The organism is Priestia aryabhattai B8W22 (assembly GCF_000956595.1).
Lineage (GTDB): Bacteria > Bacillota > Bacilli > Bacillales > Bacillaceae_H > Priestia > Priestia aryabhattai.
In genome coordinates, this window is sequence record NZ_JYOO01000029.1 from 13,420 (window position 1) to 25,725 (window position 12,306).

Here is a 12,306-nt window from a genome sequence, read left to right on the forward strand (position 1 = left end):
TTTTTATGTCTATACACATAAATAAACGTTTACAGGAAATTGAAAAAGAATATAACATAGAAATTTTGTTTGCATGTGAATCAGGCAGCCGTGCTTATGGACTCGACACGTTAGCAAGTGATTTTGACGTCCGCTTTATATACAAATATAAAGCATCACGCTATCTTCATCTCAATAGACCTCAAGAGGTCATTAATGTAGCAGAAGGCAATTATGATATGCAAGGGTGGGATTTGTACAAAACCATTTATTTGTTTACAAAATCAAACCCTTCGCTTTATGAGTGGCTATGGTCGCCTTTTGTTTATTATCAGAAGCCATCGTTTGCTGAGCCACTTCGGCAAATGATGGCTCAATCATATTCCTTAAAAGCATTGGGATATCATTATTTTAAAATTTTAACGATAAATAGTAAAAGAAATCTGACATCTTCTGTTACAATAGAGGATATAAAAGTGATGCTTCAACTGATTCGTGCATTTTTATCACTGAAAGTAGTAGTAAAACAGCGCAGTTTACCTGTCATTTTATTTGCCGATTTATGTAAGCAGGCAAACCTTGACGATAGAGAGCAATCCATTATTGAGCAGTTTGTACAATGCAAGATAAGCGGAAAAGTTGCTTTTAATGAAAAGATGAAAAACTTTTTGGATAGCATTAAGAAAGAAGCTGCAGCGATAGAAAAAAGCTTAAAAGAATTACCGGAAAAACAAATCAGTTATGAGGACATTAACTTATTTTTACTAACTCAGCATCATATAATGGAGGAAAGAACATGAGTGTACATAAAGAAATTTCAGCCCATTCTAAAAAACAACACGAATTAGTACGTGCTTTTGCCAGCTTGGAAGCTCGACGCGAGCAAGCTATTGAAGCAGCTGTGCTTTTGTGTAAAGAAGGAAAGCCATTTTCTGTAGACGGTATTAATGCTGTAACAGCAGAAATTAATGAGCTGTCTCAAAAATACACCATCATTCCAGGTCGTAAAGTAGTGACAGAAGAAATGGTTAAAGAGTACGTAGCAAGAATATAAACGTGCTAAGCTCTGGTGTTTTTACCTTAATTTGAACAGGATATGACGAGCCGCTTGATCCATACTAATAGTGTACCAACGAGGTACAAATAGGAGGAGATAGCGATGGGTCGTCAAAAATTAGGTAATAAAAATGCGCAAGCGAATAACAATGCAAAGCATAATTATAACCAAGAGTTCTCTTCTGAGTTTAAAGCAAATCAGGCTCAAAAAGCAAAGCGTGCAAAAAGTGCAAATGACACTTATGCTGGGGAGTTTGCTTCTGAGTTCAACGTGCAACAAAACCAAAACAATTCTGTTAACAAGAAGTTAGAAGCTAATAAAAGTGCAAATAATCAATATGGACAAGAATTCGGCTCTTATGCTGAAGTTGAATCTGCCAAAATGAATAATGCTGCACAAAAAAAGCGTAAAAAATAACAGAACTGTTTCCAAAAGCGCTGGGATTAGTCTGCTCTATCAGCAGATTAGCCCGGCGTTTTTTGTTGGGCAATATTTGCTGGGGTACGAGGTGTCAATCCATCGCAAACTATAGATGAGGTGAAGCAATATGAATAAAGGAATTGTCATTGCTCTTTCATCAATCGGTTTAGCCCAAGCCTTAAAAATCCCAATTAAAAAGTATCAAACAGGAAAATGGGATATGCGGATGATTGCTGCTTCGGGTGGAATGCCAAGCTCTCATTCAGCCGGCGTATCTTCTTTAGCTACCTATGTAGCGTTAAAAAGAGGTGTTTCTACGATTGACTTTGCGTTAGCATCTGTTTTTGGAATTATTGTAATGTACGATGCACAAGGAATTCGAAGGCAGACTGGCGAAATTACTATTAAAGTGAATACGTTAGATGAAGAAATTGAAAAGCTTGCGGGTCTTCCGGACGGAGGCTTTCACGATTTGACGGAACAGCGCTTGAAAGAAATGCTTGGGCATCAGCCCGAAGAAGTGATTGGCGGAGCCATTCTAGGAGTAGCACTTGGAGCAATCGGCTATTTTTTAGAAGGGAAATCATAGTCAAATAGCCAAAAGTAAGCTAAGATAAAGAAGAACCTTTGCAAAAGGATGGGACGAAAAAGTGACAAAAACAGCTCAAACCGTTGAAGAGTATCTTCTTTATCTTGAAGAAAAAGGCTTTTATTTAGCAGAAGATGCACGTGGATTTATTTCATTTGGTCAGCAGTATACGCGTGCAGCTGACGAGATGGTCATATTTACAATTGAATGGACACTAAAAGTACAAAAAGAATTTGACGGCAGTTTTTTTGTATCGCTCCTCGAGAATTTGACATCAAATCGTATTAGTAATCAAAAACAAGCCATTCAATATTTAAAGTCATCAGGTATGATTTAAGCAGGATTACATTCCTGCTTCTTTTTGATTAATGGCTTGTCTGGCCAGCTGATCAGCACCTGCATTTTGAGAACTAGGAATCCACTTTATAAAAAATAAATCAAATTGACTGGACAATTTGAGGGCTTCTTCCAGTAAAGGAGCAAACGCTTTATTTTTAACGTATTCTTGGTTCATCGCGCGGTCTACTAGCTGAGAGTCCGTTCGAAAAGATACGCTCGTATACTTTTTTTCTAAACAAATTTTTAATGCATGAAGAAGTGCATGGTACTCTGCTTCATGATTCGTCATTGTCCCAAGAGCAATAGCGTAACGATGATGTTCACCATTTCCTTTAATTAAAATACCAGCTCCAGAAGGACCAGGGTTGCCAGCAGTGGCTCCATCTATATAAACTTCAATCATCATACAGCCTCCTTGTTAAAACAATATAAGCTTAAACCATGTTTTTTCATCAATAGTATTGTATCATAAGTACTTCAGCTATTTTATATTAGCACGTATAAACGCTAAAATCCGCTTATTAGGTAAGAAAACTGTCATGAAAAGACATAATAGAAGATAAAATACAAAAAAGCAGAAAAAAGTGTTGAATTCAAAATTGCTGATGAAAGGAATGCTCGTTATGAATTTCCAAATTGAATGGCATTATAAATCCTCGAAACATAAACAGTTAGTTTTCACGTCCGATTTCACAGATGCGAATGAGGCGCTAATGATTGTGGGTGATTTAGAAAAAACAGGTCGAACGAAGGAAATTTTTCTACTTGATGAGCAGCAGCAAAAATGGACTGTAAAAGAAGCGAAAAAGCTCTTACAGGAAGTACAGACAGAGCCTCACGATATTGTGGCATATTTTGACGGAGGTTATGAGCACGATACGCTTTTAGCGGGGCTTGGGGTTGTGATTTATTTTAAACAGAACAACCAGTCTTACCGAATACGACGCAACTCAAGACTGCAAGAGATTGAATCAAATAATGAGGCGGAGTATGCTGCTTTTTATTATTTAATACAAGAGCTTGAGGAACTTGGTGTTCATCATATACCGGTAACGTTTAGAGGTGACTCTCAGGTTGTATTAAATCAGCTGGCTGGGGAGTGGCCCTGTTTCGAAGAAGAGTTTAATCGGTACTTAGATCGAATAGAAGATAAAATGCAGGAACTTGGTATCCGACCGGTATATGAGCCTATTTCAAGAAAGGAAAATGAAGAGGCTGACCAGCTTGCTACTCAAGCTCTTCAAGGGATACCAATTGCTAGCAGGAAGCAAGTGTAACACACAGAACGAAATGGAGATGAACGAGAGTGGAACGTAAACAATTATTAGAAGAAGTAACGGAGTTATTGGATTACTACTGTAGTGATTGTTTTGTGAAAAAAACGTTTAATAAAGAAAAGGGCAAAACATATGCTCAGACGTTTTGTATCAAAGAGTGTACCGTAGGAGAAAAAATTAAGCAGTATGGAGATTTGCTGACTAAAAAGTAAGCGTGTATAATTTGCCGGCAGCAGCTTCATTCTATCCATATGGAGGTGTTCTTTCAATGGATAAGTTTTCAAATGAAGAAGTAACAACAGGATATAATGATTTAAAGCAAGTAGAAGTGTCTATTCAATCTGCTCAAAAGATGATTGGAACAGCTACGATGAGTATGAGTCCTCAGCAGCTTGAAGAGGCAACGAATGCGCTTAACGATGCAAAAGCACAGCTTCAATCTGCCAAAGCCCATGGCACAGGAGTAGACGAGCAATTTCTTCAGCAGTGCATGCAGTCTATTCAAACATGTGAACAACAGCTTACTGAGGCCAAACGCTAAGTATAACAAAAAAGAGACTCGGAAAAGAGTCTCTTTTACTATAAAATAAAAAGATCTATTTATGATAGCTTAGTGACATTAGCGGCTTGCGGGCCTCTATTGCCTTCTACAATTTCAAAAGATACCTCTTGTCCTTCTTCCAAGGATTTATAACCTTCGCTTTGGATGGCAGAAAAATGTACAAATACGTCGCTGCCGCCTTCAACTTCAATAAAGCCATAGCCTTTTTCATTGTTGAACCATTTTACTTTACCATTTTGCATAACTTGAATCCCCCTAGTACTGTGCAGCCTCATGCTGCTGAAACTCGAATTATCATTTCCAATAGAGGTAAATGATTGTTTATATTATATAATAAGAAGAAATAAAATTTCAATATTAAAATTTAATTTTTCTGAAAATTGAATTTTATTTAACGTAAACGTAGTATAAGTATAACTAAAAAAATTTCTTATGAGATGAAAAATAACTGAAAATTTAGTTTATAATAAAAGTATAGTCAGCATAATTTTAACGCGGTGATAAGGAGTGGGTCGTGTATGTATCGTACACAAGTAAATGGAAAAGAAATTATTTTGTTATTTTCAACGCTCGAAGCAGCAAAGAGCCGCAGCAACCTAGAGAAAGAGCAAATTTATAAGCGAGTATTGCATTTAAATGAGCAGCTGCTAATGTTTCAAAATGGAACAAGCTTCACCATTGGTGATCCGTTAGGATTAATTGTAGCTCAAGTGAAAAAAAGTGATTTGACAACCATATATATCGAACATATCATTGATAAACAGTTTATGTATGATGGAGATGGTCATCGAGGTGAAGTAGTGTAACAAGATGACGCCTATATATGAAGAAGCGTACGGAGATACTCGTACGCTTCTTCATATATAGGATTAAAAATATGTGTTTTTACAAGTATTAACAGGAATAAATACTAAAGTTCAATAAATTAAAGAAGAACCGTGAAACCATGAATAGCAATCACCTTTTTAGCTAAAAAATATAGATACACATCATCTTATGTAATGAGATAGTTAAGCTTTAAAATCAATGAACACGAGAAGTTTTATAAAGATTAAATTGAAAAACGTGTGATTGTGACGTTAATTAGAAGTAAGGTTTGGAGGACGCTATGGAAAGTAGAAAAAAATTGGATTTACTTGCTCTTGCTTCTGTACCACTTATCATGACCCTCGGAAATTCAATGTTAATTCCGGTATTGCCGGTGATTGAAAAACGTCTACAGATAAGCTCGCTGCAGGTATCCATGATTATCACGGTCTACTCAATTTTCGCTATTTTTTTAATCCCGATTGCTGGTTATTTATCAGATCGATTCGGCCGCAAGAAAATTATTATTCCTAGTTTGCTGCTTGCTGCAGTAGGAGGGGCTTTAACAGGCTGGGCTTCATGGCAAATGGCCAATCCTTTCTGGGTTATCTTAATTGGCCGAGCGATTCAAGGAATAGGTTCAGCAGGAGCTATGCCTGTTGTGATGCCTTGTGTAGGAGATATGTTCAAAGACGAGCAAGAAATTACAAAAGGACTAGGTTTAATTGAAACAGCTAATACGTTTGGGAAAGTACTAAGCCCAATACTGGGAGCTTTTTTAGCGGCTATGATTTGGTTTCTGCCTTTTTGGTTCATTCCTATTCTTTGCCTTATTTCGATTCTTTTGGTTATCTTTTTAGTAAAAGTTCCGAAAAATGATAGCTCTTCTGAATCTGAACAAAAAAAGAAAAATATTACGCAGTTTTTAAAGGATTTGAAGAAGACGCTCAAAGAAAATATTGGATGGCTTATGGCTATTTTTATTTTAGGCGCCATTATTATGCTTGTATTATTCGGTGTTTTATTTTACCTATCCACCATATTAGAGGAGCGTTATCATATTGTGAATACGAAAAAAGGTTTAGTGATGGCTATTCCTTTGCTAGCTTTATCTATTTCTTCTTTTGTGGCAGGGAAAAAAGTAGGAAATAATAAAATCGTTATGAAGTGGTCTGTTTTTTTTGGCTTTTTATTGTTAACATGTTCTTTCATCATTTTATTTTTTAATACGTCTCTTTTTAGTATTTTATTCACTTTAGTGCTTGGTGGAATTGGAATTGGAGCAGCTCTGCCCAGTCTTGATGCCCTTATTACAGAAGGAATTGAAAAGGAAGAGAGAGGAACCATTACGTCTCTTTACAGTTCGATGCGCTTTGTCGGAGTAGCAGCTGGACCTCCTCTCTATACATTGCTTATGAAGTGGTCGGACATGGCTGTGTTCCAGACGTCTCTAGGAATTAGTGCAGTAGGAGCAATTTTAGTTTTAAAAGCTATCAAACCAAAACCTGAAGGCGGCGTAAAACTGAAGAAAGCTGAAGTGTGATTTTACGGGGCTGTCTTATGATAAAAGACAGCTCTTTGCTATTTAAAGACCCGTCAATATGCTTAAATTTATATTGTGTCTAGAAAAAATCCTTGAAATTTCTTATACTTCAATTTATAGACAGCATATGCAATAGTTCTTATTTTATTGAATAAGGTGGTTTTGAATTGAGTATAAATTATCAGAAATTAAAAAGCATGGTAGATCATTATCAAATATTTGATCTTGTAGCGTATATAACAGAAGAAGTACAAAGCCTTCAACCAAAGAGCCTTGCGGGGATTGTGAAAGAATGGTTAACACACTTACAAACGGAAGAAGAGCTGTACGAGCTTATCCGCTTTTGTGATGAGGCTTTATTAAATCGTTTAAGCCGAATGTTAACGACATATGGCTATCGTCGGTTTGGCTCGATTCGAATGGTGACTCTTTATTGCGATGATCTCCTGCGCGAAGGCAAGATACTCGACGCTGATGATAGACTTTCTTTAGTAATTTCTCAGCTGGATACGGAATCAGTTAAAAAGGAACAGCTTGAGAAAATCTATTTCTTAAAGGTAAGAATTCTTTTAGAAATGAAACAAGTGGATGAAGCTTCTAAGTGGATGAAACAAGTAACGTCACATAACCAAAAGGGTATGGCTGACAGATGGGGATATTTTTATTTGCAGCTCAACGACAGAATGAAAGCTGAAGCCTGCTTAAAAGAAGGAACGGCATATAAGGAGAATGGAGATTTTTGCTATGCAATGCTCGCGGACTTATATGCGTACGAAGGGAAGCATGAACAATCGCTTGAAACAATTAACGAGGCTATTATTCGCTATCCACAGCTTCCGTCTTTATATATGGATAAAGTGATGCGATTAAAAGATTTAAAAGAGTATTCTCTCTTGCTTGAAACGATTGAATTTATCGACTCAAAGTTACCTTATCACGATTATCAAGATTTTTTTACGCTGCTGCGCGCCGACATTTATTTTGAACAGCAGCAGACATCTCAGCTTACTCATCTGCTCTCGACCAAGCGATGTTTAAAAGATTCACCTTATCAAAAATTAATCGGAAAGCATACAGACGACAAATTCAGTACAATCAAGCTCCCTATTGTGCCCATCGTTCAAAAAGATAATTATTGCGTGCCAGCCAGTATGAGTATGATGTTAAGGCTTTTACATACCGAAAAAACACAGGATGAGATTGGAACGCGTATTTACGGGGGCTTAGGATCTAAATTATCAACTGCGGTGAGCTACTTTGAATCTCTTGGCTTTGCAGCGATGTTTTTCACGGGCACAGTTGAACAGTTTAAAGAACTATTAGACAAAGGGCTGCCTATTTTGGTCAGTCTTGAATTTGAACAAGCTTCCCACGTTCAAGTTGTATTTGGCTATGATGATGAACTTGAACTTTTCCATGTACAAGATGCTAATTTTCTAAGTCCAACGTATGTAGAATATAAAAATTTTGATCAGCATTACGCTAATTCGGGGTTTTTATCAATTGTTGCTTCTCAAGAGGCAGCGGACCTCGCTTCATTTTCTAAAGAGCAAGATGAGTTTATTCGTCAGCTGTATGACTTAATCGAACTAGTTGAAGCGGATGAAGAAGCGCACATTAACGATCTTGTTTCTTTATTAAAAGCAAATGAGCATGTTCCATTTGCCGCTATTTACAGTATGAAGCATTTGTACAGAAAAGAGCACGAAGCTTATATTCGTACGTGTATTAATTATGTGTTAGAGAAATATAGCAATCATGATTATCTTAAGCTTCACGCCGCATATGCCTATTTTAAACTTGACGACAGTAAGGGAGCATCTTCCTTGTTACACCACATAGATAACAAAAAGCATAGCTCTTTTTATCACTATCTTAAAGGGAGAATTGCGCTGGATGAAGAGAGATATGATGAGGCTGTTGAAGCACTGCGCAGCTCGCTGCAATTAGACGTAGAGCAGCATTTGAACTGGAGCTATTTAGCACTTGCATACATGTACCAAGGAAACCTCGAAAAGGCTTTTGAATGCTCGACTATTTCCTTAAATATGTATGGCGATGAATCTTATACACAAATCAATCACGGACTTATTTTAATGGAGAAAGAAAGATACGCAGAAGCCAGAAATCTTTTCGACGCGTTATTAAAAGAAAACCAAAAAGATGCGCACAGCTGGTTTGAAAGAGCCCGTTGTGATGAACAGTTAAAAAAGTTTCGTAAAGCTTACCGGGGATTTCAAATAGCTAAACAGCTTTTGCCGACTGTTCCTTATCCATATCTTTCGATAGCTGATTTGCTACAATATCAACTAGAAAAAACAGACGAAGCTGAAAGCTATCTCAAAGAAGGCATGAAGCATCTCCCGAGCGACATGACAATTCGAGGAAGACTAGGCGATTTATACGTCGCGAATCAAAGGTACGAAGAAGCTATTGCTCTGTATAAAGAAGGCTTAAAAATAGAGGAAGATGCCCTTATGTATTTGGGCTTATCTTATGCGTATTTAGAAACAGGTGAACATTTAACGGCCGTTGATACGCTCACGCTTATTGCGCAGAAGTTTTCATCGAACAGCGACGTCATGTTGGATGCAGGCAGCATGCTTTTGGATGCAGCAAAACAAAAGGAGCTAGACAATCAAACGATAGAGTTTGGATTTGCTCTTTATGAAGAAGGAATTCATTTTGCTCAAACAGCGTTAGATGAAGTGTTAGAAGCATATACGGGTTATTTAGAAGAGACGGCTTTACTGACTCGTGGAATTAAGTTTTTAACCGCAGAACATCAAGAGCACCCTGATGAGATTTTGTACATGTGCTATTTAGGCATATTATACGAACAAGCCAAGCAGCTAACCAAAAGTGAGAAACTTTATCATCAAGCGCTTCGTATCAAGCAAGATGCTTTGCCATATTATCGGTTAGGTGAAATATATCAATCAATGAATCGCATTACTGAAGCAAAACAAGCCTTTCAAAAATGCTTAACTCTTGATAAAACATTTGAAGCCGCTTGTATGAAGCTTGCTGAAATGGCTTGTGAAGAACAAAATCGTACGGCTGAAAGAAATTGGCTGCTGCAATGGATACAGCTGAATCCTATGGAAGTAAACGTTGAGCACGCAGCTTCACTTTGTGAAACAGAGAAAGAGTATGAAGAGCTGTTAGAGGTATTAAAGAGCGTAGAGGAAATTGTGCTGCCTCAATGGCTCGCTGACAGCCAGGCTCATGTGTATCGCTTAAAAGGAGACATTTCACAGGCTGAAACGTATCTAGAGAAGGCCCTTGAACTGGATTCACAGAATTCTGCTATTCGCCATCATCAGGCAAAATGGCTCATCATGGAGCAGAGATATGAAGAAGCTAGAAAAATTCTTACAGAGTTGCTAAGTGGGGATCCGGAAGATTACGCTCTATTTCAAACATTCATGTCTAGCTTTCCAAATGGAAAAAAACTGTCCGGGCTTACGGAAGATTTAAAAAAGATAAAAATGGAAAAACAAAGCAAAAGCTTGTTATTTAAAAATGCAGCCGAGGCTTTAAATGAGTATGCTGATTCGATCGTAGAAGAGCAGCAAGGATCTATCTTCAAACGAAGCTTAGCCAAATTCAAAGCAAAAGCAAAAACGATTACGCTGCTTGGCTTAACGATTGAACTGTATGAACTTGCTATAAAAACGGATAGGAATAATAAAGAGGCTGTACATGCATTTGCGGCTTTTTACGAAGAGAAAGGATTAATTGAAGATAGCATCACCGTGCTGAAAAAATCGCTGCATCAAAGCTGGGATTTTGATGTTGCCTATCATTTAGCCAATATACTCGTTAATATCCATGAAAATGAACAGGTTGCACATGAAGCGCTAAACTTAGTTCAAAAACTTCTCAAACAGCAGCCATATCATATAGATTTGCAGATATACCGAGCATTTATTTTGAGTAACCTTGAAGAAGTAGAAAAAGCCGAGGCAGCTTTTCAAGAATTACTTCAGCAGGAGATTTATCAGCCTGACATATATGCAGGACTAGCAAAACTGTATAATAAAACAGAACGTTATCATGAAACTGTTCAGCTTCTTCAAAAAGCAATTGAACAGCGTCAAGAGTATGAAGGGATGTATACCGATTTAGGTATCGCGTATCATTTAGAAGGTGAAACAGAAGCAGCAGCTTCGCTTATGATAACCAGAGTAGAAAGTGGAGACGAAGACCTTTTTATTCGCTATAACTTGGCATGCTATCTAGCTGTTCTTGGAAAAACTGCTTCTGCTCAGGAAGAGTTGGATTATGTTTTAGCGCACGATGAAACGGGAGAATTTTATGAAATGGCTATGGAAGACGATGAACTAAAAGGATTAACGGTAAGAAGATAAAAAAAGAAGCTGAGTTTCAGCTCTTTTTTTATCCCTCTTTTGCACCTTGTCTTTTCAAAGAAAGTGATTCGGAAATTTCCAGTACAAGAATGATAATGGTGCCAAGAACTAATCCGTTGCTTAAAAACGTAGTAACTAAAGGTGGCAGCGTTGAAAAAGCTTGGGAAGGCAAAAACATAACCCCTATCCCCGACAGCAACGCAATACCGGCTTTTTTCATCGCTTTTTCAGGCTGTTTGGCATGCTTGAATTCTCCAATTCCAAGAGCCATCATACCTGTAAAAACAGGAAAGATTGCCGCGTATCCGACTGGAGGAGGAAGAGCGGACATAATGGACGTTAAAGGAGTAAAGATACTCAGAAAAAGCAAAAAGCATGATGCTACAATAAAAGGAACTCGGCTATAAAGATTTGTAGCTGAAATAAATCCACCGGAACCTGAAATAGGAACGGCACCGACACCTGAAAACAATCCTCCAAGCAGCTGACTTATACCCGAAACCATCCCGGAACGCTTAATATTGTCTTTTTCAATTTTTTCTCCTTTGTGTTTATAAACAGACTCAACAACACGAATAGAAGCGAGCATGTTTGTAATTAAAATGAGCGTCACAAAAAAAGCAGTAACAACCATATTCCATTCAACGCGAGGAGCTCCGAATACAAACACTTTAGGTATATAAAATAACTGCGCCTGAAATTCGATAGGTTTAGCTAACCCTAGCATTGCAAATACTCCCCAGCCTACACCAATACTAATAATAATGCTGAGCTTATTTAACGTCCGGTGCGATAATAAATAAAAAGTCAGCAGCAAAATCGCAGCTGAAGCCAGCGCAATTGGAAGGTTGATAGCTGAATTCGTTTCTGTAATGCCAAACATTCCTTTTAAAAAGGAACCGCTGAGCTGCGTCACTAATAAAATTAAATATGTACCGGTAACTGTCGGAGTAAAGTATTTTGCTAGTTTATCAATGAGACCAAACAGGCTCATCAAAATAGCAATTATCCCGCTTATAAGGAGAGTGAACTGCAGCACGCGGAGCGTTTCAGAATGAGAACCAAACAGAACGGTTCCAAGACTCGCATACAGAGAAAAGACGCCCCACCAAACGCCAGCCGGCCCTTCCATGATTGGATATCTATGCCCTATAAACACCTGCAAGAGCCCGGATAAAGCCAAAATAAATAACGTTCGCTGTAAAAATTGAATAGAATCCGCTGCGTTTAAATGAAACTGAGAAGCAATTACAATAGGAACAATCATACTATTAGAAATCATAAATAAAAACCATTGTAGCGAAGCAATGGAAACTCGAAACATTCTTAACACCTCAATTAATGCCGGCGAGCGGCTGAA

The 12,306-nt window shown here is 37.7% G+C and carries 14 protein-coding genes; 11 read left to right on the forward strand and 3 right to left on the reverse strand.

What is annotated here, in order from left to right:
- Positions 1–5 precede the first annotated feature (5 nt).
- The 5 genes from N178_RS19760 (at position 6) to N178_RS19780 (ending at position 2,382) form a co-directional block, all read left to right on the forward strand.
- Positions 6–779, forward strand: a complete 774-nt coding sequence (locus N178_RS19760) for a nucleotidyltransferase domain-containing protein (protein ID WP_045294346.1) — start codon at positions 6–8, stop codon at positions 777–779.
- Positions 776–1,033, forward strand: coding sequence for a DUF2533 family protein (locus N178_RS19765; RefSeq protein WP_013082381.1), 258 nt, complete (start codon positions 776–778; stop codon positions 1,031–1,033). Before N178_RS19760 ends, N178_RS19765 begins: the two co-directional genes overlap by 4 nt.
- A gap of 105 nt (positions 1,034–1,138) precedes the next feature.
- Positions 1,139–1,453 carry a hypothetical protein gene (locus N178_RS19770; RefSeq protein WP_013056168.1) on the forward strand — a complete coding sequence of 105 codons (315 nt, stop codon included), beginning with the start codon at positions 1,139–1,141 and terminating at the stop codon, positions 1,451–1,453.
- 130 nt (positions 1,454–1,583) lie between these two features.
- Complete coding sequence (locus N178_RS19775) at positions 1,584–2,045, forward strand: divergent PAP2 family protein (protein WP_013056169.1); 462 nt, start codon at positions 1,584–1,586, stop codon at positions 2,043–2,045.
- A gap of 61 nt (positions 2,046–2,106) precedes the next feature.
- Positions 2,107–2,382: a DUF6123 family protein gene (locus N178_RS19780; protein ID WP_028414033.1), complete on the forward strand. Its 276-nt coding sequence runs from the start codon at positions 2,107–2,109 to the stop codon at positions 2,380–2,382.
- A 6-nt stretch (positions 2,383–2,388) separates the two neighbouring features.
- Here the strand turns inward: N178_RS19780 and N178_RS19785 are convergent, their stop codons facing one another.
- The gene (locus tag N178_RS19785; protein ID WP_033578453.1) at positions 2,389–2,787 is read right to left on the reverse strand and encodes a reverse transcriptase-like protein; all 399 of its coding nucleotides are present in this window, start codon (positions 2,785–2,787) and stop codon (positions 2,389–2,391) included.
- 220 nt (positions 2,788–3,007) lie between these two features.
- On the opposite strand from N178_RS19785, the gene N178_RS19790 reads away from it, so the two are divergent.
- From N178_RS19790 to N178_RS19800, 3 genes are read left to right on the forward strand one after another with little or no spacing between them, the layout of a single operon-like run.
- Positions 3,008–3,661, forward strand: coding sequence for a ribonuclease H family protein (locus tag N178_RS19790; RefSeq protein ID WP_045294348.1), 654 nt, complete (start codon positions 3,008–3,010; stop codon positions 3,659–3,661).
- Positions 3,662–3,690: 29 nt separating this feature from the next.
- A complete protein-coding gene (locus tag N178_RS19795; protein ID WP_013056173.1) occupies positions 3,691–3,873 on the forward strand; it encodes a zinc-finger domain-containing protein in 183 nt (60 codons plus the stop codon).
- A gap of 56 nt (positions 3,874–3,929) precedes the next feature.
- Entirely contained in the window at positions 3,930–4,202 is a 273-nt protein-coding gene (locus N178_RS19800) for a DUF2564 family protein (protein ID WP_013056174.1), read from the forward strand.
- Positions 4,203–4,261: 59 nt separating this feature from the next.
- Here the strand turns inward: N178_RS19800 and cspD are convergent, their stop codons facing one another.
- Positions 4,262–4,465 (reverse strand): cold-shock protein CspD, encoded by a 204-nt coding sequence (gene cspD, locus N178_RS19805; protein WP_013056175.1) that lies wholly within the window; start codon positions 4,463–4,465, stop codon positions 4,262–4,264.
- A 276-nt stretch (positions 4,466–4,741) separates the two neighbouring features.
- Here cspD and N178_RS19810 point away from each other — a divergent pair, with 276 nt between their 5' ends.
- The 3 genes from N178_RS19810 (at position 4,742) to N178_RS19820 (ending at position 10,946) form a co-directional block, all read left to right on the forward strand.
- Positions 4,742–5,029 carry a hypothetical protein gene (locus N178_RS19810; RefSeq protein ID WP_013056176.1) on the forward strand — a complete coding sequence of 96 codons (288 nt, stop codon included), beginning with the start codon at positions 4,742–4,744 and terminating at the stop codon, positions 5,027–5,029.
- Between the two features lie 302 nt (positions 5,030–5,331).
- Positions 5,332–6,573, forward strand: a complete 1,242-nt coding sequence (locus N178_RS19815; protein ID WP_045294350.1) for a bacillibactin exporter BcbE — start codon at positions 5,332–5,334, stop codon at positions 6,571–6,573.
- Positions 6,574–6,740: 167 nt separating this feature from the next.
- A complete protein-coding gene (locus tag N178_RS19820) occupies positions 6,741–10,946 on the forward strand; it encodes a tetratricopeptide repeat protein (protein WP_045294352.1) in 4,206 nt (1,401 codons plus the stop codon).
- Between the two features lie 28 nt (positions 10,947–10,974).
- On the opposite strand, the gene N178_RS19825 is transcribed toward N178_RS19820, so the two are convergent.
- Positions 10,975–12,270 carry a purine/pyrimidine permease gene (locus N178_RS19825; RefSeq protein WP_045294356.1) on the reverse strand — a complete coding sequence of 432 codons (1,296 nt, stop codon included), beginning with the start codon at positions 12,268–12,270 and terminating at the stop codon, positions 10,975–10,977.
- Between the last annotated feature and the right edge of the window lie 36 nt (positions 12,271–12,306).

What these genes read in the sequence shown, in the direction of transcription:
- N178_RS19760 (WP_045294346.1), top strand. Translation starts at nt 6, where the DNA reads ATGTCTATACACATAAATAAACGTTTACAGGAAATTGAAAAAGAATAT.
- N178_RS19765 (WP_013082381.1), top strand. Translation starts at nt 776, where the DNA reads ATGAGTGTACATAAAGAAATTTCAGCCCATTCTAAAAAACAACACGAA.
- N178_RS19770 (WP_013056168.1), top strand. Translation starts at nt 1,139, where the DNA reads ATGGGTCGTCAAAAATTAGGTAATAAAAATGCGCAAGCGAATAACAAT.
- N178_RS19775 (WP_013056169.1), top strand. Translation starts at nt 1,584, where the DNA reads ATGAATAAAGGAATTGTCATTGCTCTTTCATCAATCGGTTTAGCCCAA.
- N178_RS19785 (WP_033578453.1), bottom strand. Translation starts at nt 2,787, where the DNA reads ATGATTGAAGTTTATATAGATGGAGCCACTGCTGGCAACCCTGGTCCT.
- N178_RS19790 (WP_045294348.1), top strand. Translation starts at nt 3,008, where the DNA reads ATGAATTTCCAAATTGAATGGCATTATAAATCCTCGAAACATAAACAG.
- N178_RS19800 (WP_013056174.1), top strand. Translation starts at nt 3,930, where the DNA reads ATGGATAAGTTTTCAAATGAAGAAGTAACAACAGGATATAATGATTTA.
- cspD (WP_013056175.1), bottom strand. Translation starts at nt 4,465, where the DNA reads ATGCAAAATGGTAAAGTAAAATGGTTCAACAATGAAAAAGGCTATGGC.
- N178_RS19810 (WP_013056176.1), top strand. Translation starts at nt 4,742, where the DNA reads ATGTATCGTACACAAGTAAATGGAAAAGAAATTATTTTGTTATTTTCA.
- N178_RS19815 (WP_045294350.1), top strand. Translation starts at nt 5,332, where the DNA reads ATGGAAAGTAGAAAAAAATTGGATTTACTTGCTCTTGCTTCTGTACCA.
- N178_RS19825 (WP_045294356.1), bottom strand. Translation starts at nt 12,270, where the DNA reads ATGTTTCGAGTTTCCATTGCTTCGCTACAATGGTTTTTATTTATGATT.